18 protein-coding genes and 2 rRNA genes are annotated in these 24,029 nt (G+C 58.0%); 9 read left to right on the forward strand and 11 right to left on the reverse strand.

The features are described 5' to 3' along the window. Positions 1-14 precede the first annotated feature (14 nt). Complete coding sequence (gene pstS, locus AB4Y71_RS16275; RefSeq protein ID WP_441722035.1) at positions 15-1,130, reverse strand: phosphate ABC transporter substrate-binding protein PstS; 1,116 nt, start codon at positions 1,128-1,130, stop codon at positions 15-17. Positions 1,131-1,342: 212 nt separating this feature from the next. Here pstS and AB4Y71_RS16280 point away from each other — a divergent pair, with 212 nt between their 5' ends. The 3 genes from AB4Y71_RS16280 to disA are packed head-to-tail and all read left to right on the forward strand — an operon-like array spanning position 1,343 to position 5,023. After that, entirely contained in the window at positions 1,343-2,485 is a 1,143-nt protein-coding gene (locus AB4Y71_RS16280; protein ID WP_441722038.1) for an FUSC family protein, read from the forward strand. A gap of 35 nt (positions 2,486-2,520) precedes the next feature. Next, complete coding sequence (gene radA, locus AB4Y71_RS16285; protein WP_134778936.1) at positions 2,521-3,915, forward strand: DNA repair protein RadA; 1,395 nt, start codon at positions 2,521-2,523, stop codon at positions 3,913-3,915. Positions 3,916-3,949: 34 nt separating this feature from the next. Next, complete coding sequence (gene disA, locus AB4Y71_RS16290) at positions 3,950-5,023, forward strand: DNA integrity scanning diadenylate cyclase DisA (RefSeq protein WP_013347505.1); 1,074 nt, start codon at positions 3,950-3,952, stop codon at positions 5,021-5,023. Positions 5,024-5,028: 5 nt separating this feature from the next. On the opposite strand, the gene AB4Y71_RS16295 is transcribed toward disA, so the two are convergent. Continuing rightward, complete coding sequence (locus AB4Y71_RS16295; protein WP_013347504.1) at positions 5,029-5,646, reverse strand: hypothetical protein; 618 nt, start codon at positions 5,644-5,646, stop codon at positions 5,029-5,031. A 122-nt stretch (positions 5,647-5,768) separates the two neighbouring features. Here AB4Y71_RS16295 and AB4Y71_RS16300 point away from each other — a divergent pair, with 122 nt between their 5' ends. Together AB4Y71_RS16300 and AB4Y71_RS16305 are read left to right on the forward strand one after the other, a co-directional pair. Then, positions 5,769-6,677, forward strand: coding sequence for an A/G-specific adenine glycosylase (locus AB4Y71_RS16300; protein WP_441722041.1), 909 nt, complete (start codon positions 5,769-5,771; stop codon positions 6,675-6,677). A 64-nt stretch (positions 6,678-6,741) separates the two neighbouring features. Beyond that, positions 6,742-7,542 (forward strand): DUF1206 domain-containing protein, encoded by an 801-nt coding sequence (locus AB4Y71_RS16305; protein ID WP_134778938.1) that lies wholly within the window; start codon positions 6,742-6,744, stop codon positions 7,540-7,542. A gap of 5 nt (positions 7,543-7,547) precedes the next feature. On the opposite strand, the gene AB4Y71_RS16310 is transcribed toward AB4Y71_RS16305, so the two are convergent. Continuing rightward, entirely contained in the window at positions 7,548-8,057 is a 510-nt protein-coding gene (locus tag AB4Y71_RS16310) for an amino-acid N-acetyltransferase (RefSeq protein WP_441722044.1), read from the reverse strand. A gap of 130 nt (positions 8,058-8,187) precedes the next feature. On the opposite strand from AB4Y71_RS16310, the gene AB4Y71_RS16315 reads away from it, so the two are divergent. The 4 genes from AB4Y71_RS16315 to AB4Y71_RS16330 are packed head-to-tail and all read left to right on the forward strand — an operon-like array spanning position 8,188 to position 10,721. Continuing rightward, positions 8,188-9,405 (forward strand): MFS transporter, encoded by a 1,218-nt coding sequence (locus AB4Y71_RS16315; RefSeq protein ID WP_441722047.1) that lies wholly within the window; start codon positions 8,188-8,190, stop codon positions 9,403-9,405. A 57-nt stretch (positions 9,406-9,462) separates the two neighbouring features. Continuing rightward, the gene (locus AB4Y71_RS16320; RefSeq protein WP_173362800.1) at positions 9,463-9,807 is read left to right on the forward strand and encodes a helix-turn-helix transcriptional regulator; all 345 of its coding nucleotides are present in this window, start codon (positions 9,463-9,465) and stop codon (positions 9,805-9,807) included. A 47-nt stretch (positions 9,808-9,854) separates the two neighbouring features. Then, positions 9,855-10,262 carry a VOC family protein gene (locus tag AB4Y71_RS16325; protein ID WP_441722050.1) on the forward strand — a complete coding sequence of 136 codons (408 nt, stop codon included), beginning with the start codon at positions 9,855-9,857 and terminating at the stop codon, positions 10,260-10,262. Between the two features lie 12 nt (positions 10,263-10,274). Further along, positions 10,275-10,721 carry an iron chaperone gene (locus AB4Y71_RS16330; RefSeq protein WP_441722052.1) on the forward strand — a complete coding sequence of 149 codons (447 nt, stop codon included), beginning with the start codon at positions 10,275-10,277 and terminating at the stop codon, positions 10,719-10,721. Positions 10,722-10,752: 31 nt separating this feature from the next. Here AB4Y71_RS16330 and AB4Y71_RS16335 read toward each other — a convergent pair whose 3' ends face one another. The 8 genes from AB4Y71_RS16335 to AB4Y71_RS16370 form a co-directional block, all read right to left on the reverse strand. Next, positions 10,753-11,220 (reverse strand): hypothetical protein, encoded by a 468-nt coding sequence (locus tag AB4Y71_RS16335; protein WP_441722053.1) that lies wholly within the window; start codon positions 11,218-11,220, stop codon positions 10,753-10,755. A gap of 91 nt (positions 11,221-11,311) precedes the next feature. Continuing rightward, a complete protein-coding gene (locus AB4Y71_RS16340) occupies positions 11,312-13,825 on the reverse strand; it encodes an ATP-dependent Clp protease ATP-binding subunit (protein ID WP_134778941.1) in 2,514 nt (837 codons plus the stop codon). Positions 13,826-14,095: 270 nt separating this feature from the next. Beyond that, a complete protein-coding gene (locus AB4Y71_RS16345) occupies positions 14,096-14,416 on the reverse strand; it encodes a histone-like nucleoid-structuring protein Lsr2 (protein ID WP_013347494.1) in 321 nt (106 codons plus the stop codon). A 138-nt stretch (positions 14,417-14,554) separates the two neighbouring features. Continuing rightward, complete coding sequence (locus AB4Y71_RS16350; protein ID WP_013347493.1) at positions 14,555-14,722, reverse strand: hypothetical protein; 168 nt, start codon at positions 14,720-14,722, stop codon at positions 14,555-14,557. 1 nt (position 14,723) lies between these two features. Beyond that, positions 14,724-16,238 (reverse strand): lysine--tRNA ligase, encoded by a 1,515-nt coding sequence (lysS, locus tag AB4Y71_RS16355; RefSeq protein WP_102598772.1) that lies wholly within the window; start codon positions 16,236-16,238, stop codon positions 14,724-14,726. 137 nt (positions 16,239-16,375) lie between these two features. Next, positions 16,376-18,349, reverse strand: a complete 1,974-nt coding sequence (locus AB4Y71_RS16360; protein ID WP_441722055.1) for a M13 family metallopeptidase — start codon at positions 18,347-18,349, stop codon at positions 16,376-16,378. 220 nt (positions 18,350-18,569) lie between these two features. Beyond that, positions 18,570-21,691: ribosomal RNA gene (locus AB4Y71_RS16365) — 23S ribosomal RNA — on the reverse strand. A gap of 621 nt (positions 21,692-22,312) precedes the next feature. After that, positions 22,313-23,838: ribosomal RNA gene (locus tag AB4Y71_RS16370) — 16S ribosomal RNA — on the reverse strand. The 16S and 23S rRNA genes sit together here, the layout of an rRNA operon. Positions 23,839-24,029: the final 191 nt, after the last annotated feature.

Consider the following 24,029-nt stretch of genomic DNA (forward strand, 5'->3'; position numbering starts at 1 on the left):
TGCCCGGCGGGATATTACTCGGCGACAGTGATGCCGTCGATGGACTTCTTGGCCTTTTCGGCAATCGCAGCCGAGATCGGCGCGTTGCCGGCCGAAGCCTGTGCGGTCTTCTGTCCATCTTCGGAGATGACGTAGTTGCCGAAGGCCTTGACCAGGTCAGCAGTTGCCTGGTCCTTGTAGCTGCTGCAGAAGATGTGGTACGAAACCAGAACGATTGGGTAGGTGCCCGATTCGGTGGTGTCGCGCTCCAGATCCAGAGCCAGGTCGTTCTCGGCTGCACCCTCAACTGGAGTTGCGGTCTCAAGCGCCTTGGCTGCTGCTTCAGCAGAAATCTTGGTGTAGTCCTCGCCGACCTTGACGTTCACGGTGGACAGGTTGCCCACTGCGGAGAAGTCAGCGTAGGTGATGGCGCCATCGGTCGAGGTGGTGGTGGAAACCACGCCGGAGGTGCCCTTGGCGTTCTCCGACTGGATGTCGCTTGGCCAGTCGCCCGATACGTCGTAGGTCCAGACATCGGCGGCCGCGGCCTTCAGGTACTCGACGAAGTTCTCGGTGGTGCCGGACTCATCGTTGCGGTGCACCACGGTGATGGCGGTGTCCGGCAGTTCCACATCCGGGTTCTGCTTGGCGATAGCCTCATCGTTCCACTTGGTGATTTCCTTCTTGAACACCTTGGCGATGGTGGCTGCATCCATGTTGATCTCTTCAACGCCTTCAAGGTTGAAAGCGATGGCGATCGGCGAAACATAGGCTGGGATGTTGAAGGCGCCTTCTGGGCCGCAAACTTCCTTGGCCTTGGCTGCTTCGTCTTCCTTCAGGTAAGCATCGGAGCCAGCGAACTGTGCGCCGCCTGCCAGGAATGCTTCACGGCCAGCGCCGGAGCCATCTGGCGAGTACTGGACGTTGGCGTCAGGGTTAGCTGCCTTGAAGCCGGTGCTCCATGCTTCCATGGCCGAGTTCTGGCTCGAAGCACCGATGCCGGTCAGGGTACCGGTTACACCCGATGCCGCCGAGGTCTCGGCGCCTTCGGAGCCGGCTGCAGCGGTTGGGCTATCCGAACCGCAAGCGGTCAGCGCGAGTGCCGCTACGGAAAGAACGGCAGCTGCGCTGCCAATGCGATTGAGCTTCACGAGATTTACTCCCCATGTTGGTAGATCGATGTAAAACCTTCAGCGGCTTCTTCCCGCTTCATCTACGACGTTAAGGATCAAAAGTAACCAGCTCCCCCAGCGAAGGTGAACAGAAGGTTAACAAGTTGTCCACAGGCTCGTGATCCTGCTCACCAATGCAATATGCCGGCAGCTTCTGCCATCTGGGACCGAACGCATGGAAGACTGAAGCCATGGCAACTACACGGAAGGCCAAGCGCATGCCAGCGCATGTATTCGGCTTCTTATCCCAGCGCAACCGCGCCGGGCTGATCCGTGCGCGCAGCTCCCTGCCGAAGATTTTGCGCATGACGCTGGGAGCCATCGGTGCATTCTGGATCGCCGAAAGCATCTGGGGGCATTCCCAGCCGATTTTCGCGGCCACCAGCGCACTTGTTTCGCTGGGCTTCGGGGCCTCCACTACGGTACGCAAGACCGCGGAGGTCGCCCTGGGATGCACGCTTGGCGTGGCTCTGGGCGATACCCTCATGCACTGGTTCGGCCAGGGAATCTGGCAGGCCGCACTGGTGATGTCGCTCAGCCTGGTCGTTGCCCGCTATTTGGATTCCGGAGCCATCTTTTCCACCCAGTTGGGCATGCAATCGGCGCTGGTGGTGCTGCTGCCAATCAGCGTTGACGGGCCGTTTGCCCGATCTATTGACGCGCTGACCGGTTCCCTGCTTGCCCTGCTGGTCATAGTTTTCTGGCCCACCGACCCGCGACGCAGCCCGGTTTCGGCACTCTCGGACCTGTTCAAGGAACTCTCCGAAGCCCTTCTGGAGTGCGCCTGGGCCATCCGCGACGATGACCGGCGCGCCGCCTTCCACGCACTGATCAAGGCCCGTGGCACCCAGAAGCACTTGGATAAGCTGCCTGCGGCTTTCCGTGCTTCCAAGGAAATCGCGATGATTTCACCCACCGGGCGACGCCACCGCCATGAATTGAACCGGCTATCCAAGCGGTTCAACCACTACGACTGGGCGGCCCGCAACTCCCGGGTATTCGCCCGGCGACTGGCATCGGTGCTCAGTAATAGCGCGCTGACGCCCGAAGGCGCACAGACCCTGGCCCCGCTGATGCGCGAATTGTCCGAAGCGGTCAACACCTTGGCGCACTCGGTGCGCGAGACAACCGTGGCTGGCCAACGCAAATACGAGAAGTCCGCGCAGCTGCAGCTCGAAGGTGTCGCCGCTCAGCTGGATCCGCGCGCTTTGGGCGTTGAAGGGCTGCAGGGCGAAGGCCTGGTCCTGTTGCTGCGCCCCATGGTGGTGGACCTGCTGGAAGCAGCCGGCCGCGAGCATCAAGAGGCCATCGACGTACTGCCCAAGCTGTCCTGAGCAAAAATGTCCGCATAGCTCGATAGCATTGGGCTATGGCCAAAACCTCCACCCGCAGCAAGTCTTCCGCATCATTCAAATGCTCTGAATGCGGATGGACCACGATTAAATGGGTAGGACGCTGCGGCGAATGCCAGGCATGGGGCACCGTCGAAGAAGTAGGCGTCGTGTCCGCCCGCACCGTTGCCGCCGCCAAAATCGCCCATCCAGCCAAGCCGATCGCGCAGATTGATGGCTCAGAAGCGGCCTTCCGCCCCAGCGGCGTCTCCGAATTGGACCGCGTGCTCGGCGGCGGATTGGTTCCTGCCGCGGCGATCCTGCTCGCTGGCGAACCGGGGGTAGGCAAATCCACGTTGCTGCTCGATGTTGCTGCGAAAGCGGCGCAAACAGGATTGCGCGTGCTCTACCTGACCGGCGAGGAATCGGCAGCACAGGTAAAGTCCCGTGCTGAACGCATCAATGCCATCGCCGACACCCTGTACCTGGCCGCCGAAACCGACCTGTCTTTGGCCTTGGGCCAGATCCAGGAAATCGATCCGCAGCTGCTGATCCTTGACTCGGTGCAGACCTTCTCCTCCGCAGAGATTGACGGTGCGGCCGGTGGCGTGTCCCAGGTCCGCGAAGTCGCAGCTTCGATCATCAATGCCGCCAAAACCCGAGCCATGTCCACCATCATGGTCGGGCACGTCACGAAGGAAGGTTCGGTAGCCGGCCCGCGCCTGCTCGAGCACCTGGTCGATGTGGTCTGCCAGTTCGATGGCGAGAAGCATTCCCGGTTGCGCATTCTTCGTGCGTTGAAGAACCGCTACGGAGCCACCGATGAGGTGGGCTGCTTCGATTTGAACGAAGACGGCATCGAATCGCTGACCGACCCATCCAAGCTCTTTGTCACCCGCACCCGCAACCCGGTGCCGGGCACCTGCATTACTGTCACGCTGGAAGGCCGGCGCCCGCTGGTTGCCGAGGTGCAGACCCTGCTCTCGCGCAGCAATGCCCCTGCCGCACGCCGGGCTACCAGCGGACTGGATGCCGCCCGCGCCCAAATGGTGGTGGCGGTGCTGCAGGCCCGTGCGCATATGGATCTGTCGTCCATGGATTCGTATATCGCAACCGTCGGCGGCGTAAAGATTGCCGAACCTGCCTCGGACCTTGCCTGCGCGTTGGCCCTGGCCTCCTCGATGAATGAATTCCCGCTGCCGCAGGACTTCGTTGCCTTCGGCGAAGTGGGCCTGGCTGGCGAGGTGCGGCAGGTGCCCGAAATCTCCAGGCGGATTACCGAAGCCCAGCGCTTGGGCTTCTCCTTCGCCATGGCTCCGGCCACCCCGGAACCATTGAAGAACATCCCCGAGGGCATCCGGGTGTTCCAGGTGGAGAACATCGCCCAGGCTCTGGATATCGCCTTCAACCAACGGCAGAAGCCAACAGGATAAACTTGAGTGTTGCTGCCCGTCGAAAGGACGCAAGTTGAAAGCGCACCCCACACCCGGATTTCTTGCCGTTCTGGCTCAAATCGCCCCGGGTACCGAGCTGGCCCAAGGCCTGGAACGAATCCAGCGTGGACGTACCGGCGCACTGATTGTGCTCGGACATGACAAAGTCGTCGAGTCGATCAGTTCCGGGGGCTTCCGGATCAACACCGAATACACCCCTACGCGCATCCGCGAACTAGCCAAGATGGACGGGGCAATCATCCTGGATGGCACCGGCCGGCAGATCCTGCAAGCTGGCGTGCAGCTGATGCCAGATGCGCAGATCGAAACCCAGGAGTCCGGCACCCGACACCGCACTGCAGAACGTGTTGCCGCGCAGACCGGGTTCCCCACCATTTCCGTTTCGCAGTCCATGCAGACCATTACCCTTTATGCAGACGGCGAGCGCCATGTGCTCGAACCTGCAGAGCGCCTGCTGGCCCGAGGCAACCAGGCCATTGCTACCTTGGAACGCTATCGCCATCGCCTGGACCAGGTCACCAGCACACTATCTGCTGCGGAAATCGAAGATGTCGCCACCGCACGAGAAGTCTTGGCCGTCTTGCAGCGTACAGAGATGCTGCGCCGAACCAGCGAAGAAATCTCCCGTTACGTGCTCGAGCTGGGTATCGACGGGCGCCTGCTGGCAGCCCAGCATGCTGAGTTGCTCTCCGGCATCCAAGTAGATAACCAGCTGCTGCTGCGCGACTACTCGGATGCAGAAGGCCAAGAGCTTGATATCGAGCAGGCTCTGGAGAAGCTGCATGAAGTTTCCGATGCGCAGCTCATCGATATTGATGGACTGATAAAGATCTTGTTCCCGCACTCAATGGTTGGCCAAGATGACCAGCTCACCCCCAAGGGCTACCGTTTGCTTTCGCAGATCCGCACGGTGCCCAAGCTTGTCGGCGATCGCCTGGTGGCGTCTTTCGATAACTTGCAGTTGCTCATGGCCGCGTCGACCAGCCAGCTGATGGAGATTGAAGGCGTGGGCGAACAGCGTGCGCGCTCCATTCGCGAAGGCCTGGCGCGCATGGCCGAATCCTCGCTCCTGGATCGCTACATCTAGGATTCTTATTCCAGAACGAAACTCACTGGCTCCGACACGAAATCGCCGATTGCCGCGGTGAACTTGTATGTGCCCGGTCGAGGCTGCACGCTAACCGCCTTGCAGCCGGGTGCTGAACGCTCCCGATTCCAGGTAAAGCGAGAATTCTCCTTCTGGCCTGGCTTGAAAGTCAGGTTTACGTCCTCTGCCTGGTCAAGGCAGTCAATTGTGGAGAAGATGCGGTCTGCACCGCTGGAAACCAAGAACTCCTGCTGCCTGCTTCCGACGTTCAGGTCGCATTCGCGTTTGGAGACATTTTCAATGCCGAGGATCAATGTCGGGTTCTTATCCGATGCATAATGTTTCGCATCGGTAGTCGCGGTAATTTCAATCTCATCGTCTTTGCACATCGCCGCCGAAGCCTCATCGTCTTTTTGCTCGCTCGACGGTGAAGAAGCTGGCTGGGTTTGCTCAGTGCGCGATTCATTGCCCGCAGTTTTCTGCGCATCAGGGGTAAACAGGCCAACCAGGGCAACGATGCCCCAGATAAGCACGCCGAGAAGCACCAGAGCGATGACTGCCACGGTGATCCGCCTGCGCCGGTAGACCCTGGCTCCCGGCTTTCCCCCTGATGTGTTGCTCATGGCTTAAGGCTAATTCATTTGCCGGCTTGAAACCGGTAATGGCGTAAAGCCCGGGGCAAATCACCTTTTCCAATCCGCCGCACGGATTCTTGGTGGTTGTCGTGCTGGCTTAGAGTGGTGGGGTGCAGCAAATCCACAACAGCATCAACCGCTGGTATTCACGCAACGCCCGCGACCTGCCATGGCGACGCCCAGGAGTTAGTGGTTGGGAGGTCATGGTCAGCGAGTTCATGCTCCAGCAGACTCCCGTCGTCCGAGTCCTACCGGTCTACGAAGAATGGATGCGCCGCTGGCCAAGGCCGCAGGACCTGGCCGCAGAACCACTGTCTGAAGCGTTGAAAGCATGGGGACGCCTGGGCTATCCGCGACGAGCGCAGCGCTTGCATGCCGCAGCTGTGGAGATCACCACCGAATACAACGGCGAGGTCCCCCGCACCGAAGCCGAACTTCTGTCCTTGCCAGGTATCGGGGACTACACGGCGGCAGCCATCGCTTGCTTTGCCTTCGGCGAGCGCACCGTAGTGGTGGACACGAATATTCGCCGCGTGCACGCCAGGCTCTTTGGCGGCATGGCTTTACCCGAACCAACCCCGCGTGCCAGCGAATTCGCCCGCGCTAGGGAAGTTCAGCCCGAAGAGCACCAGATAGCTAACATGTGGAACATTTCGGTGATGGAGCTCGGCGCGCTGGTGTGCACCGCACGCAGTCCCAAGTGCGAGCAGTGCCCGGTCTTTGAGCAGTGCGCATGGATTGCTGCTGGGCAGCCGGCTCCGCACTACACTCCGAAGGGCCAATCGTGGAAGGGCACCGACCGCCAGGTTCGCGGCGCGATCATGGCGATCCTTCGCGAACATGAGCAAGCCGTACCCGAGCGCTCATTTTTGAACGATCTGGCCCAAGAATCGCATGCGAAGTACCTCGCGCTGGAAAAGCTGGGTTCTCCTCTGGAACAGCGTGAACGTGCGCTGGCCGGGCTGCTGAAAGATGGGCTGGCCGTCGCCGACGAAGATGGCATTCGACTGCCCTCCTAGCCCCGGCTCAAAACATCATGGCATCGGCTAGCTTTATCTGCTGGCTCCTACCTATGCTTAGCCCATGAACTCCTCAGTTGATCCGGCCGGAGCTGCTCGGCAAGTCGCGAAGAACCCTTGGTTTGAACGCGCAGCGCGGCTGGGATATGCCGCCAACGGCGTCCTGCACGCTACTTTGGGAATCCTCGCGGCAGTTATCGCTACCGGTGGCAAAGCAGAAGCTGATCAAAGCGGCGCAATGCGAACCTTAGCGGATCAGCCTTTTGGCATGGTCTTGCTGTGGGTCTGTGCAATCGGCGCGCTCCTGCTGGGACTTTGGTCTTTGGCGCAGGCCTTCTTGCCGGAAAACAAGGTGCGAGAATGGATCAAGCACGCAGCGACTTCGGTATCCTTCTTGGCTGTCGGATTTACCTTTGGAAGATTTGCGGTGGGCAAGCCCAGCGATTCCGGAAAGACTGCCACCAGCTTCAGCGGAGAAATGATGAAGTCGGGCTTGGGGCGGACGTTGCTGATTGCTATCGGCATCGGACTGCTGGTGATGGCCGGTTATTACATCTACAAGGGCGTTACCCGCAGATTCCTGAAAGATCTCTCCGGCTCAAGGCATTCGGAGGTCTCACGAGCGATCAAGACTTCTGGAATGATCGGCTATCCGGCCAAGGGCGTCGTCCTGGGCACGCTGGGCGTGCTGTTTATTGTGGCCACAGTACAAGGAGATCCGAAAGAGGCCAACGGGATCGATGGCGCTTTGAAGACCATCCAGGATCAGCCCTTCGGCCCGGTTGCACTGATTGCCATCGGCGTTGGCCTGGTTTGCTACGCGATTTACCTCGTGTTCCGCGCACGCTATGACCAGATGGACTAAATGCCTTAGTTCAGCGTGATGATCATGCGGGTGTTGCCCAGGGTATTTGGCTTAACGCGTGCCAGGTCCAAGAATTCAGCGACGCCTTCATCTCTGGACAGCAGGAGCTCTTGGTACACCGCCGGATCCACAGCGCTTTGATCAGCCATCACCCTGAAGCCCTGGCGCTCGAAGAAAGCGACTTCGAAGGTCAGGCAGAAGACCCGGCTGACTCCGACATCTTTGGCACGCTTGAGCAACCCAGAGAGCAGGACATGGCCTACGCCCTTGCCGCGCAGCTCGCCAGAGGTCGCCAAGGTACGGATTTCTGCGATGTCTTCCCAGATGACGTGCAAACCACCGCAGCCGACAACGTTGCCTTCTGCGTCTTCGGCCACCAGGAATTCCTGGATGGACTCGTAATAGGTCACCGCCTCCTTGTCCAGCAGGATTCGTTCCTCGGCCAATGGGCGCACAAGATTGCGGATTGCGTGGACATCACTGGTTTTGGCTGGGCGGACGGTATATGAGTTCACGTTCTAAATCCTATGCCTGCGGGTTTGCAGAATCGAAAATTCTGCTAGATATGTCATAGGAGGAACACCCCACGGTCAGATTCACCAAGATAAACTTGAACCTTGAAGTCACTTTGAAGCAAGGATGAGGATGCCAGCTAAAACAGCACGCCCCGGTTTCGGGATGCTTGCCATCCTCCTTTCGGCAGTGGGCATTGCCCCGCTGCTTAATTACGGATTGAATGCCACCAGCGATCTTGTCATCAGGGATTTGGGAATCACCGAATCGCAGTTCGGCCTGCTGGCAACCGTTTGCTTTGGCTGCGCGGCCCTGGGCAATGCGGCCTTCGGAAAATTCTCCGACAAGCAGCCGGATAGCCGGTTGCTCCTGTTGATTTTTGGCACCACCGCGGTGGCATTGGGCCTGGCTGCAATTCCGGCCGGTTTCGTCTTGCTCCTGGTCGCTTCCGGCCTAGCCGGTTTTGCGCAGTCCTTCCCCAACGGGGTCACCAACCGCATTTTGGTGCAACGCGTTCCCAGCGCCCAACGAATCACGTGGACGGGCATCAAGCAATCCGGCGTGCAGGTTTCCCAGCTTGTGGGAAGCCTGGGATTCCCCATGCTGGCCGCAGTCATTGGCTGGCATGGGGCTTCGTTGGTAGGTGCCGCGCTCGCGGCAATCCTGGCCATTCTTGCCCTGCGCATCGTCAGCGCCACTCCCATGCTTGCCGCCCCGGCACCCCGAAGCCCTCAACCGGATAAGAGCAGGCCGGCACCCGCCACCGCACCCTCGACACGGTTCGTCATTATCGCGCTGAGCAGCTACGGCTTCATCAACGGCGTCGGAGTACAGGCAACCAACGTTTATCTGGCGCTCTTTGCGGTTCGTGAACTGGACTTCTCCTTGGTCGCCGGCGGCCTGACCGCTGCGGTTGCTGGCATCATTGGCGTCAGCGCCCGTATCGGCTGGGGAAAAATGATGTCACGCGGCGTTTCAGCACCGCGATTGTTGCTGCTGTTGGCGCTTTTGGCAATGGTTGGTGCGCTCAGCTTCCTGGGCGCACAGCAAATGCATTCCCCGGCATTGCTCTGGCTGGCAGTCGGGCTGCACGGCGCCTCTGCACTGGGTGTTTCGGTAGTGCTCATGGCCGCGTTGCTGCGCGCAATCCCCGCCAAGAACCTGGGCAGTGCCAGCGGCATCGTGTCTGCAGGCCAATTTGGCGGCTTTACCGTGGGGCCGGCTGCCATGGGGTTGCTGGTGGGTTCGGCCGGTGGATTCACCGCAGGCTGGATCACCGTCACCGGGATCTACCTGTGTTCCACATTCTTGGGGATCTTCTTGGTGGTGCGAGCTAAGAAGCGTGCTTAGTCCGTGAATTCCGAGACGCTTAAAACGCTGGCCCATTTGCGCCGGGCCAAGGATCTGATGGACCGCCATTACGCCGAGCCCTTGGATGTTCCGGCCATGGCGCAGCGCGCCGCGATGTCGCCTGCGCATTTCTCGCGCGAGTTCAAACGAGCATACGGAGAAACTCCGCATTCGTACTTGCTGACCCGCCGGATCGAACGGGCAATGCATCTGCTGCGTGCTGGGGCAACTGTCACCGATGCCTGCATGCAGGTCGGCTGGACCTCGCTGGGTTCCTTCAGCAGCCGCTTCACCGAAGTCGTCGGTGAGACTCCGTCTTCCTACCGAGACCGGGACCATTCGGCTACCGAAGCGGTGCCGGCCTGCCTTGCCAAGCTCCTTTTGCGCCCAGAACGATTCTGAGCAGTTTTGGAGAAGCGCGCCGCACACAGATTTTCTAAGCTGGTGGCATGGCAAACATTTCAATCAATTTTGTTCCACTGTCCGTGCTCGATGTCGATGAGGCTCTCTTGTTCTACCGCGACGGGCTGGGCTTCACCGTAGTTTCGGATGTCGCCAACGGCGACTTCCGCTGGGTGTCCTTAGCCGGGTCCGATGGCCCGGGCACCAATTTGGTGCTTTCAACGCCGGGCGCAGGACGGTCCGAAGCCGATGCGCAGGCCCTGGCCGAGCTGGTCGCCAAGGGCGCTATCGGTCCACTGGTGCTTTCCACCAAGGATCTGGACGGGCTCTTTGAGTCTTTGAGCGCTTCAGGTGCAGAAGTACTGCAGGAACCTATGGATCAGCCGTGGGGTCCGCGCGATTGCGCGTTCCGCGACCCTTCTGGAAATATGGTCCGCATCAACCAAGCCGCATAAGGAAGTCGAACTGTGAGCGATTCAGAGCAAGACGGATTCTCGGCTGCTGAAAAAGCGGCCATGAAAGAGCGCGCCAAAGAGATCCGCGCACCGAAGAAGCGCATGACCAAGGCCGAGAAGGCGCAGCAGGCACGCAAGGAAGTTGAAGAGAAGATTGCTTCCTTCGAAGGCAATGACAAGGTTCTTGCCGAGAAGCTGCACCGGATCATTACCGCCACGGCCCCAGAGCTGGAGCCGAAAACCTGGTATGGCATGCCGGCGTACGCCTTGGACGGCAAGATCCTTTGCTTCATGCAGGATGCAAAGAAGTTCGGTACCCGTTACCTGACCTTCGGTTTCAATGACGGAGCACAGCTGGATGAGGACACGTTTTGGCCCACATCATTCGCGATCACCGCACTTGATGAACAGCTAGAAGAAAAGGTTTCGGCTCTGGTGGCCAAGGCAGTCGGCCGCTAATTTCCGCCTGTACAGAGGCCCTTGATTGCGCTTAGCGGTCGAGGGCCTCTTGCTCTGCCCGCGGCAAGGTCCTGGCCAGCAACACCGCAGTCAGCGCGAAGACTGTGACCAGTGCCAGCAGTCCCATGCCGATGGGCAAGGCACCCAGCTGCACGGCTTCTTGTCCGATGACGGTGAGGATCATCGCCGAGCCAAGTCCCAGGATGCCGAACCCAGCGGCTAGGAAGCAGACCACGATGGCTTTTGGCCCTGGGTTCCAGTGCCCCAAGGAAGTGAAGTCGCGGTAGGTAATGATGCCGATGGCGATACTGAGAGCAGCTGCGGCACCAATGATCAGCACTACCAGCCACATCGGACTGTATCCGATGCCTTCGGTGCCCACGTGGCGCACCAGCTGGTCGGGAAGCCGTGGACTCAGGAATAGGTACAGGGCCCAATAGGCCATGGCAGCGAGGATGGAAACGGCGATTACTTGCTGGCCTGCGCTTCGCATCTTCATGCATTAATCGTATGACAAGGCCGTTTTAAAGCAAATAGCCGTGGAACTGTTTTATTTCAGTTCCACGGCTATTGATTATGCTTCGAGCGCTCTAGCTTTCCAACGCAGCCGGTGCCGGCTCGCCTTCCAGCTGGCCGGTGCCGCCCTCGGCGTGGAAGACGAACTTCTGCAGCTCGCCTTCGCCTTCGACGTCCACGGTGATCTTCTGTCCGGCAACGATCTGCCCGAAGAGGATCCGCTCGGAGAGCTGATCTTCGATATCGCGCTGGATGGTACGGCGCAGCGGACGGGCACCCATGGCTGGGTCGTAGCCGCGCTGTGCCAGCAGGCTGCGTGCAGCCTGAGTCAGCTCGATGGTCATATCGCGATCCTTCAGGCGCTTGGCCAGACGGGCGACGAACAAGTCGACGATCTCTTCGATCTCGTCCTGGTTCAGCTGCGGGAAGACGACGGTGTCATCAACGCGGTTCAAGAATTCAGGGCGGAAATGCTGACGCAGTTCTTCCTGGACCTTGGCCTGCATGCGCTCATAACCGGTCTTGGTATCCGCGGCCGACTGGAAGCCGGTCATCACACCCTTGGAGATGTCGCGGGTACCGAGGTTGGTGGTCATGATGATGATGGTGTTCTTGAAGTCCACCACGCGGCCCTGGGAGTCGGTCAGACGGCCGTCTTCCAGGATCTGCAGCAGCGAGTTGAACAGGTCAGCGTGGGCCTTCTCGACCTCATCGAAGAGCACGACGGAGAATGGACGGCGGCGAACCTTCTCGGTCAGCTGTCCGCCTTCTTCGTAGCCCACGTAGCCCGGAGGGGCACCGAACAGACGGGAAACGGTGTGCTTCTCCGAGTATTCGGACATGTCCAGGGTGATCAGTGCTTCTTCTTCACCGAACAGGAACTCTGCCAGCGCCTTGGCCAGCTCAGTCTTGCCTACGCCGGTTGGGCCGGCGAAGATGAACGAGCCGCCTGGGCGGTTCGGATCCTTCAGGCCTGCACGGGTACGGCGGATCGCCTGGGAGATGGCCTTGATCGCTGAATCCTGGCCGATGACGCGCTTGTGCAGCTCAGCTTCCATGTTCAGCAGTCGCGAGGACTCTTCCTCGGTCAGCTTCACTACCGGGATGCCGGTGGAGTTAGCCAAGACTTCGGCGATGAGTTCCTCGGTCACCTCGGAGACCTCGTCCATGTCGCCATTGCGCCAGGACTTCTCCTTCTCGTTACGAGCCTCGATGAGCTTGGATTCCTTGTCGCGCAGCGATGCGGCACCTTCGAAGTCCTGCGCGTCAATCGCAGCTTCCTTCTCCAAGCGCACGGTGGCGATTTCCTCGTCCATTTCCTTCAGGGCAGGAGGAGCGGTCATGCGCTGGATGCGCAGTCGGGCACCAGCCTCATCGATCAGGTCCACTGCCTTATCCGGCAGGAAGCGATCAGAGATATAGCGATGCGCCAAGGTGGCGGCAGCCTGCAGCGCGCCATCAGTGATGGTCACGCGGTGGTGCGCCTCGTAGCGGTCACGCAGGCCACGCAGGATCTGCGTGGTCAGCTCAACCGAAGGCTCCTTGACCTGGATTGGCTGGAAGCGGCGCTCGAGCGCTGCATCCTTCTCAATGTTCTTGCGGTACTCGTCCAAGGTGGTCGCACCGATGGTCTGCAGTTCGCCACGAGCCAGCATTGGCTTGAGGATCGAAGCAGCATCGATAGCGCCTTCGGCCGCACCGGCACCTACCAGGGTGTGGATCTCATCGATGAATAAGATGATGTCGCCACGGGTACGGATTTCCTTCAAGACCTTCTTCAGGCGTTCCTCGAAGTCACCGCGGTAGCGCGAACCTGCAACCAGTGAACCGAGGTCCAAGGTGTACAGCTGCTTGTCCTTGATGGTTTCCGGTACATCGCCGCGCACGATCGACTGGGCCAAGCCTTCGACGACTGCGGTCTTGCCAACGCCAGGCTCACCAATCAGAACAGGGTTGTTCTTGGTACGGCGCGAGAGGACCTGCATAACGCGTTCCATCTCGTGCTCGCGGCCAATCACCGGATCGAGCTTGCCTTCACGGGCAGCTGCGGTGAGGTTTCGACCGAACTGGTCCAGCACGGCGGAACCCGCTGGGGTGCCCTCCTGCTGGCCGCCCGAGCTGACGCCGGCGGAGGCAGTTTCCTTGCCGCCCTGGTAGCCCGAGAGCAGCTGGATGACCTGCTGGCGCACGCGACCGAGGTCAGCACCCAGCTTCACCAGAACCTGGGCTGCGACGCCTTCGCCTTCGCGGATCAGGCCGAGCAGGATGTGCTCGGTACCAATGTAGTTATGTCCCAGCTGCAGCGCTTCACGCAGCGAGAGCTCCAAAACCTTCTTGGCGCGAGGAGTGAACGGGATATGACCGGAAGGCGCCTGCTGGCCCTTGCCGATAATCTCCTGAACCTGCTCACGCACGGCACCCAACGAAATATTCAGCGACTCGAGTGCCTTTGCGGCAACACCGTCACCTTCGTGGATTAGACCGAGCAGCAGGTGCTCGGTGCCGATGTAATTGTGGTTGAGCATGCGCGCCTCTTCTTGGGCGAGCACGACAACTCGACGGGCACGGTCGGTAAATCTCTCAAACATCTTCGGCACACTCCTTGCTTACCAATAACTCGATGCTACGCACCCAGCGCGAGCAATTCGCCCTTGTTCGCCACGGGGATAACCGATGCGGTCCGCTGGCGCAGGCAATCAGTATTTATTTTGCAATTGATTACTTGAATTAGTTGTCGCACCAATATTGCAACCTTCAACGAAACTATTGAATGTATGGCAATGTCCCGACAAGAAAATAAGAGCCGGCACTCAATGTGTGCCGGCTCTTATTTTGAGGCTTGATATAAACCTTGCGAATTACTTCGCGCGGTTTCGCCCGCCCTTACGCATTGCAGCGTTGTAGGCATCGACAACTTCTGCATTGAGTCGTCCGCGAGCGTTAACCTTGATATTGTTTTCCTTCGCCCATGCGCGGATTGCTGGAGCTTCGCTCGCCGCAGTCTGCTTCGACGAACGAGCCGCTTCAATATACGGCTCAATAGCTGCGTGGAACTGTGCAGCATGCTCGTCGTTCAGGTCGATTTCAAAGTGCTGTCCAGCGACGCTAAATGCAATCGATTCAGTTGCTTCGCTACCATCAATATCGTCGATCAGGGCAATTTGAACCTGACGTGCCATTTAGGAATTCCTCCGAGCTTGAATGCACTGGACTAACTGACATTTCGTTCAGCAATCCATTTCAATCGACAAGCTTATACAATTAGTGCCACAAAACTCTAATTATCACCGGTATTCACAAGGTTCTTTCAGGAAAGCCTAATTCTCGATTACTGGATTATTAGAATCCGGATGATTTTGAATTAGCGCATCAGCTTCCGCTTCAGCTTGGCGTTCTTTTCGATCCGCGTTTGTAATTGCTTTCATGACGTACCAGAAAAGCAGTGCAAGACCGATTGTCGGAACGATTGCCTCAATATATGGCATATTATGCCTCCGGCTTTAACAGTGGGAACAGAATGGTTTCGCGAATACCAGCGTTGCTGAAAAGCATAACCAAACGGTCGATGCCCAAACCGATACCACCCATTGGCGGGGCACCGTACTCCAGTGCACGCAGGAAGTCTTCGTCAAGCTGCATGGCTTCTGGGTCTCCGCCGGCAGCCAGCAGGGACTGCTCGGTCAGGCGCTCACGCTGGATGACCGGGTCGATCAGCTCGGAGAAGGCGGTACCGCGTTCCATCCCGCCGATGATCAGGTCCCAGGCTTCGATAACTCCTGGCTTCGAGCGGTGCGGACGTGCCAGCGGCTGTGCCAGCGGCGGGTAGTCGCACACGAAGGTCGGGTCGATCAAGGTCGGCTCAACGATTTCGCCGAACAGTTCAATAACCAGCTTCTGGGCGCCCCAGGCTGGGTCGATCTTCACTTCGTGCTTCTGCGCGATCTCGCGCAGCACCGAAGCGTCGGTGTCCGGGGTGATTTCAACGCCTACAGCCTCGGAGAGGCCAGGGTAGACGCTGAGCCAGCGCCATTCGCCATCGAGGTTGATGGTGCCGTTGGCGGTCTCGATGGTGCGGCCGGCGCCGATGGCATCTGCAGCGTTCAAGATCATCTGCTGCATGCGCTGCGCCATTACATACTGGTCGGCGTAGGCCTCATAGCATTCAAGCATGGTGAATTCCGGGGAGTGCGTTGAATCCACGCCCTCGTTGCGGAAGATGCGGCCGATTTCGAAGACTCGGTCCACGCCGCCGACCACTGCACGCTTGAGGTACAGTTCCAGGGCAATGCGCATGGTCATTTCCTGGTCGAAGGCGTTCAGGTGGGTCTTGAATGGACGGGCCGAAGCGCCGCCGTGAACCAGCTGCAGCATGGGGGTTTCGACCTCGACGTAGTCGTGGCCTTCGAGGGTATTGCGCACTGCACGGATGATCGCCGCACGCTTGTACACCATCTCGCGGGCTTCATTGCGTACGATCAGATCGGCGTAGCGCTGGCGAACACGGGTCTCTTCGTTCAAATCTGCGTGCAGCACTGGCAGCGGGCGCAGGGCCTTGGATGCCATTTCCCAGGCGTCAGCCATGATGGACAGCTCGCCGCGGCGGGAGGAGATGACCTTGCCCGTCACGAAAACGTGGTCGCCCAAGTCTACGAGCGACTTCCACTGCGCCAGGCGCTCTTCACCGACGTTTGCAAGCGAGAGCATGACCTGCAGGCGCACGCCTTCGCCCTTCTTGCCACCTTCTTGCAAGGTGGCGAAGCAGAGCTTGCCGGTGTTGCGCATGAAAACGATGCGGCCGACAACGCCAACAACGTCTTCGGTTTCTTCGCCGGCTTCGAGGTGCTCGTACTTGTCGCGGATTTCCTGCAACGAGTGGGTGCGAGCTACGCCTACCGGGTAGGCTTCCTCGCCCTTGGCCAGCAGCTGGTTACGCTTATCAGTACGTACCTGTCGCTGGTCGTTTGGATCAATGGCCTGTGCGGAATTATTTTCGGAAGTCACAATAGTCCATTCTACGTCTCATAGCGCACAGTTGAAGCCCTTCATGATCAGCCTTACACAGTGATCTTGGCCCATGGCAAAAGTCCGGGCAGGTCCAAAACGAACTTTGCACCTGCCCGGGCCATCGATTTTCTGGTTTACCAGATTTCTACGCGGTCAGCTGGATCCAGCCACATTCCATCGCCTGGCTTGGTGCCAAAGGCCTGGTGGAAGGCATCGAGGTTCTTGGGAACCTGGTTGCAGCGGAACTCTCCGGGTGCGTGCGGATCGGTGGTCACCCGCACTACTGCAGTTTCCGGGCGGATCAGGGTGCGCCAGCATTCAGCCCACGAGTAGAAGAAGCGCTGGTCTCCGGTGATTCCATCGATTACCTCATCTTCTTCGATGCCGCGCGCGGCCAGCTCGAGCTTGTAGGCCTTGTAAGCGATGCCCAGGCCGCCGAGGTCACCGATGTTTTCGCCCAGGGTCAGCGCGCCATTGACGTTATGCTCGGGTGCTTCGGTCGGTGAGAGCGCGTTGTACTGGTCCACCAGCTTGCCGGTGAGCTTCTCGAATGCTGCACGGTCATCATCGGTCCACCAGTTGGTCAGCTGGCCGGTACCGTCGAACTGCGAGCCCTGGTCATCGAAGCCATGTCCGATCTCGTGGCCGATAACTGCACCAATACCGCCGAAGTTCGAAGCGATATCGCGATTCACATCGAAGAATGGCGGACGCAGAATTGCTGCTGGGAACGCGATTTCATTGAGCAGCGGGTGGTAGTAGGCGTTCACGGTCTGCGGGAACATGAACCACAGTTCGCGATCTACACCGTCATCGATCTTCTTCAGCTCACGAGCGAATTCGAATTCGTTGGCCGAAGCAAGATTAGCGATGACATCCAGTTCATCGGTCTCAATGGCGCTGTAGTCGATCCACTCGTTCGGGTAGCCGATCTTCGGGCGGAACTTCGAGAGCTTATCCAGCGCTTTCTCGATAGTTTCCGGACCCATCCAGGACAGTTCGTTGATCGAGTTGCGGTAGGCCTCGATCAGGCGCTGGACCAGCGCATCCATGGCGTCCTTAGCCTCTGCAGGGAAATTCTTGGCTACGTACAGCTGACCAATGTCTTCCCCGACCGCACCTTCGGTGAAGGCAACACCGCGCTTCCAACGGTCCTTGAGCTGCTCAACCCCGCCGAGCTTGGCGGAGTAGAAGGAGAAGTTTTCGTTGACGAAATCGCTGGAGAGGAATGGGGCGAAGGAACGCAGCACCTGCACACGCAACCAGTTCTTCCAAGCATCCAGCGGCTGTGCGTTAACCAGCTCAGCCAGGCCCTGGAGGTAGCTTGGCTGCCAGACGACAACTTCACTGTAGTAATTCTGTTCAATGCCGGCACCGGCAAGCCAGGTCTTCACTCCTGGGAACAGCTCGATAAGCTCTTCACCTGACATCAGGTTGTATCGAGCCTGGGCATCGCGAACCTTGACCCGGTCCCAGTGGTGCGAGGCCAGGGCCTTCTCGAGCTCTACAACCATTTCTGCAGCAGCCTGGGCATCTGCGATACCGCCCAGGGACAGCAAACGTCCCAGGTGCTCTTGGTAGTCCGCTACGGTATCGGCAAATTGCTCTTCACGATAGTAGGACTCGTCAGGAAGCCCCAAGCCGCCCTGCAGGAAGGTCAGCAGGTTCCGCTCTGGGTTTCCGGCATCGTTCATCGCACCGATATCCATGAAGCCGCTGATGCCCTTGCGCTGGAAGAAGCCGCTTACCTCGAGCAGGTGCTCGCTGTTCTGGATATCCGAAATAGTATTCAGGAAAACACCAACCGGATCTGCGCCGCGCTCTTCGATTACCGCTTCATTCATGAACGAGCTGTAGAGCTGGGCAATGCGCTTGGTAGCTGGATCAACTTCTACGCCGGAATCCAGTTTCTGCACTGCTTCAGTAATGATTTCGTGGACGGCGGCTTCCGCCTGGTCCCGCAGCTCCATGAAGGAACCGTAGATTCCCTGATCCCCAGGGATGGTGGCAGTCTCGAACCACTTGCCATTGCTATGGCGGTAGAGATCGTCCTGGGGACGAATTGAATCGTCACGGTACGTCAGTGGACTAGTCGTCTCAGTGGTCAAGGAAGGCTCCTCAGGTAGCAGATCTTGTTATATCTACTACACACCATATCGACTTCCAAGAGGATGAGAAGAGCGAGGGGTGCCGATGCGCGCACGGCTTAAATACTCGGGTTAAACAGGTGAGGCCCTGGAACACAATAAGTGTTCCAGGGCCTCAAACCATTCATCTCAAGTTAAGTCCGGCGGTGACCTACTCTCCCACACCCTCACGAGTGCAGTACCATCGGCGCAGTGGGCCTTAGCTTCCGGGTTCGGTTAGTCCTTGCTTCCACATCCTGCCTATCAACCCAGTGGTCTAGCTGGGGGCCTCTCACACTCAAGGTGCATGGAAATCTCATCTCGAAGCAGGCTTCCCGCTTAGATGCTTTCAGCGGTTATCCCTTCCAAACGTAGCTAATCAGCGATGCACTTGGCAGTACAACTGACACACCAGAGGTTCGTCCGTCCCGGTCCTCTCGTACTAAGGACAGCCCTTCTCAAATTTCCAACGCGCGCAGCGGATAGGGACCGAACTGTCTCACGACGTTCTAAACCCAGCTCGCGTACCGCTTTAATGGGCGAACAGCCCAACCCTTGGGACCTACTCCAGCCCCAGGATGCGACGAGCCGACATCGAGGTGCCAAACCATGCCGTCGATATGGACTCTTGGGCAAGATCAGCCTGTTATCCCCGAGGTACCTTTTATCCGTTGAGCGACGGCCCTTCCACGAGGTGCCGCCGGATCACTAGTCCCGACTTTCGTCCCTGCTCGAGCTGTCACTYTCACAGTCAAGCTCCCTTGTGCACTTACACTCGACACCTGATTGCCAACCAGGCTGAGGGAACCTTTGGGCGCCTCCGTTACATTTTAGGAGGCAACCGCCCCAGTTAAACTACCCATCAGGCACTGTCCCTGAACCAGATCATGGTCCGAAGTTAGGTGACCGGTACAGCCAGAGTGGTATTTCAACGATGACTCCACCTGAACTAGCGTCCAAGCTTCACAGTCTCCCACCTATCCTACACAAGCTGCACCGAACACCAATACCAAACTATAGTAAAGGTCTCGGGGTCTTTCCGTCCTGCTGCGCGTAACGAGCATCTTTACTCGTACTGCAATTTCGCCGAGTTCATGGTTGAGACAGCGGGGAAGTCGTTACTCCATTCGTGCAGGTCGGAACTTACCCGACAAGGAATTTCGCTACCTTAGGATGGTTATAGTTACCACCGCCGTTTACTGGGGCTTAAATTCTCAGCTTCGCACCAAAGTGCTAACCAGTCCTCTTAACCTTCCAGCACCGGGCAGGAGTCAGTCCGTATACATCGTCTTGCGACTTCGCACGGACCTGTGTTTTTAGTAAACAGTCGCTTCCCCCTGGTCTCTGCGGCCCACACCCGCTCACAGCTGCAAGAGCCGATCACGAGGCAGGCCCCCCTTCTTCCGAAGTTACGGGGGCATTTTGCCGAGTTCCTTAACCATGATTCTCTCGATCGCCTTAGTATTCTCTACCTGATCACCTGTGTCGGTTTGGGGTACGGGCGGACTTGGACCTCGCGCCGATGCTTTTCTAGGCAGCATAGGATCACCGAATCACCCGCCAAAGCGGGCGCCTATCAGGTCTCAGAATATCTGAGCGGCGGATTTGCCAACCACTCTTCCTACACCCTTGGACCAGGTCAATTCCATTGCCTGGCTCGGCTACCTTCCTGCGTCACACCTGTTAATACGCTGACCTCACTGCATCGGTTCCCACCACATCACACAACCAGCAGCCCGAAGGCCGCAACAGCCATGATCCATCATGGTTAGCATCCACAGCTTGGTATGGGCGGTCCTTCGCCGGTACGGGAATATCAACCCGTTGTCCATCGACTACGCCTGTCGGCCTCGCCTTAGGTCCCGACTAACCCAGGGCAGATTAGCTTAACCCTGGAACCCTTGATCATTCGGCGGACGGGTTTCTCACCCGTCATTCGCTACTCATGCCTGCATTCTCACTCGTATAGCGTCCACCGCTGGTTTCCACCGCGACTTCACCCGCTATACGACGCTCCCCTACCCATCCAAACGCCCAACAAAAGCCAGGCAAATATTTGAATGACGCAACTTCGGCGGTGTGCTTGAGCCCCGCTACATTATCGGCGCGGAATCACTTGACCAGTGAGCTATTACGCACTCTTTCAAGGGTGGCTGCTTCTAAGCCAACCTCCTGGTTGTCACAGCAACTCCACATCCTTTTCCACTTAGCACACGCTTAGGGGCCTTAGTTGGCGTTCTGGGCTGTTTCCCTCTCGACTATGAAGCTTATCCCCCACAGTCTCACTGCTGCGCTCTCACTTACCGGCATTCGGAGTTTGGCTAAGGTCAGTAACCTTGTAGGGCCCATCGCCTATCCAGTAGCTCTACCTCCAGTAAGAAACACGCAACGCTGCACCTAAATGCATTTCGGGGAGAACCAGCTATCACGAAGTTTGATTGGCCTTTCACCCCTACCCACAGCTCATCCCCTCCATTTTCAACTGAAGTGGGTTCGGTCCTCCACACGCTCTTACACGCGCTTCAACCTGGCCATGGGTAGATCACTTCGCTTCGGGTCTAGATCACGCCACTCAAACGCCCTATTCAGACTCGCTTTCGCTACGGCTTCCCCACACGGGTTAACCTCGCGACGTAACACTAACTCGCAGGCTCATTCTTCAAAAGGCACGCCATCACCCAGGAACAAGTCCCAGGCCCTGACGGATTGTAAGCGCACGGTTTCAGGTACTATTTCACTCCCCTCCCGGGGTACTTTTCACCATTCCCTCACGGTACTGATTCACTATCGGTCATCAAGTAGTATTCAGGCTTACCAGGTGGTCCTGGCAGATTCACACAAGGTTTCACGGGCCCCGTGCTACTCGGGTATCAACACTAGAACGGCAGACACGCATTACACCTACGGGACTATCACCCTCTCTGGTCCGGCATTCCAACCGATTCACCTATACGCCTGCACCTCATCCCACCAGCAAGATAGCGCTGGTACATGCCGACCCCACAACCCCGGTGATGCAACGCCTATCCGCTATCACACACCAACCGGTTTAGCCCCATCCGCGTTCGCTCGCCACTACTAACGGAATCACTATTGTTTTCTCTTCCTGCGGGTACTGAGATGTTTCACTTCCCCGCGTTCCCTCCACACAGCCTATACATTCAGCTGCAGGTCACACCACATAACATGGTGCGGGGTTCCCCCATTCGGAAATCCTGGTCTCAACGTCCGGTTATCGACTCCACCAGGCTTATCGCAGATTCCCACGTCCTTCATCGGCTCTTGATGCCAAGGCATCCACCGTGCGCCCTTAAAAACTTCAACACAAATCAAAGTCTCAGAATTGAGCAATAAAACAATCTAACAAAATCACGCAGACAAGACTCAGACACCCAAGGATCCAAGGAAAAGGACCCCAGAGCTCATCTCATCTGCAAGATGCTCGCGTTCACTATACAGTTCCCAAACAACAACCCCGCACCCCCGCAAGCACACCCGGGCAACAGCACAAAACCGCCACCACACCAGCGCACCTGCAGCAAACACAGGACAAACACCGAAACACCAAGAACCCCGCCACCCACAGGCCACGCACCAGCCAAACCCCCCACACAAAGCGGAGAACCCGACCAGCACCCAACCCACAGGCACGGAGGCTTGTTGCCTCAAAACCCAACAGCATGCCAAACCATACAAACCGCACAACACCCGCACACCGCTTTCCAGCACCCAAGAAGCCAAAGACTCCCCGGACGCGTACTCGCAGATGCGCAAACACCCTGCAGCCACAGCCAGTACCCCGCACACGAACGCACCACCCACATTGGGATGACACCAGCGTGCACGCTTTCCAGTACTGAGTCCATTGATATTCCACCCATGAGCAACCCGCCTGCACCACACTCGGGCACAGACACGGGCAACCAATAATGGTTAGCTCCTTAGAAAGGAGGTGATCCAGCCGCACCTTCCGGTACGGCTACCTTGTTACGACTTAGTCCCAATCGCCAGTCCCACCTTCGACGACTCCCCCCACACAAGGTGGTTAGGCCATCGGCTTCGGGTGTTACCAACTTTCGTGACTTGACGGGCGGTGTGTACAAGGCCCGGGAACGTATTCACCGCAGCGTTGCTGATCTGCGATTACTAGCGACTCCGACTTCATGGGGTCGAGTTGCAGACCCCAATCCGAACTGAGACCGGCTTTTAGGGATTAGCTCCACCTCACAGTATCGCAACCCATTGTACCGGCCATTGTAGCATGCGTGAAGCCCAAGACATAAGGGGCATGATGATTTGACGTCATCCCCACCTTCCTCCGAGTTGACCCCGGCAGTCTCCCATGAGTCCCCACCACTACGTGCTGGCAACATGGAACGAGGGTTGCGCTCGTTGCGGGACTTAACCCAACATCTCACGACACGAGCTGACGACAACCATGCACCACCTGTGAACCAGCCCCGAAGGGAAACTCCATCTCTGAAGCGGTCTGGCACATGTCAAGCCTTGGTAAGGTTCTTCGCGTTGCATCGAATTAATCCGCATGCTCCGCCGCTTGTGCGGGCCCCCGTCAATTCCTTTGAGTTTTAGCCTTGCGGCCGTACTCCCCAGGCGGGGCACTTAATGCGTTAGCTACGGCGCGGAAAACGTGGAATGTCCCCCACACCTAGTGCCCAACGTTTACGGCATGGACTACCAGGGTATCTAATCCTGTTCGCTCCCCATGCTTTCGCTCCTCAGCGTCAGTAAATGCCCAGAGACCTGCCTTCGCCATCGGTGTTCCTCCTGATATCTGCGCATTTCACCGCTACACCAGGAATTCCAGTCTCCCCTACATCACTCTAGTCTGCCCGTACCCACCGCAGATCCGAGGTTGAGCCTCGGACTTTCACGGCAGACGCGACAAACCGCCTACGAGCTCTTTACGCCCAATAAATCCGGATAACGCTTGCGCCCTACGTATTACCGCGGCTGCTGGCACGTAGTTAGCCGGCGCTTCTTCTGCAGGTACCGTCACTTTCGCTTCTTCCCTACTGAAAGAGGTTTACAACCCGAAGGCCGTCATCCCTCACGCGGCGTCGCTGCATCAGGCTTTCGCCCATTGTGCAATATTCCCCACTGCTGCCTCCCGTAGGAGTCTGGGCCGTGTCTCAGTCCCAGTGTGGCCGRTCACCCTCTCAGGCCGGCTACCCGTCGTCGCCTTGGTGAGCCATTACCTCACCAACAAGCTGATAGGCCGCGAGTCCATCCCCCACCGATAAATCTTTCCACCACCTGCCATGCGGCAAGAGGTAATATCCGGTATTAGACCCAGTTTCCCGGGCTTATCCCAGAGTCGGGGGCAGGTTACTCACGTGTTACTCACCCGTTCGCCACTAATCCACCCAGCAAGCTGGGCTTCATCGTTCGACTTGCATGTGTTAAGCACGCCGCCAGCGTTCATCCTGAGCCAGGATCAAACTCTCCATAAAAAAATAAAAAGCCACCGAAACCCCTCGGAAAATAAGGGAAGAATCGATGAAGTCCTGGCGAATAATAAAACACTCAAGCACATCACACGGGGGTGCAATGCCTCAAGCAAATAATATGTATTCACCAAATAAAATAAATATTCGGTATCAACAAACTTGGCACACTATTGAGTTCTCAAACAACAAACACT

It is taken from the genome of Glutamicibacter sp. MCAF14 (assembly GCF_052114325.1).
GTDB classification, from domain to species: Bacteria; Actinomycetota; Actinomycetes; order Actinomycetales; family Micrococcaceae; genus Glutamicibacter; species Glutamicibacter arilaitensis.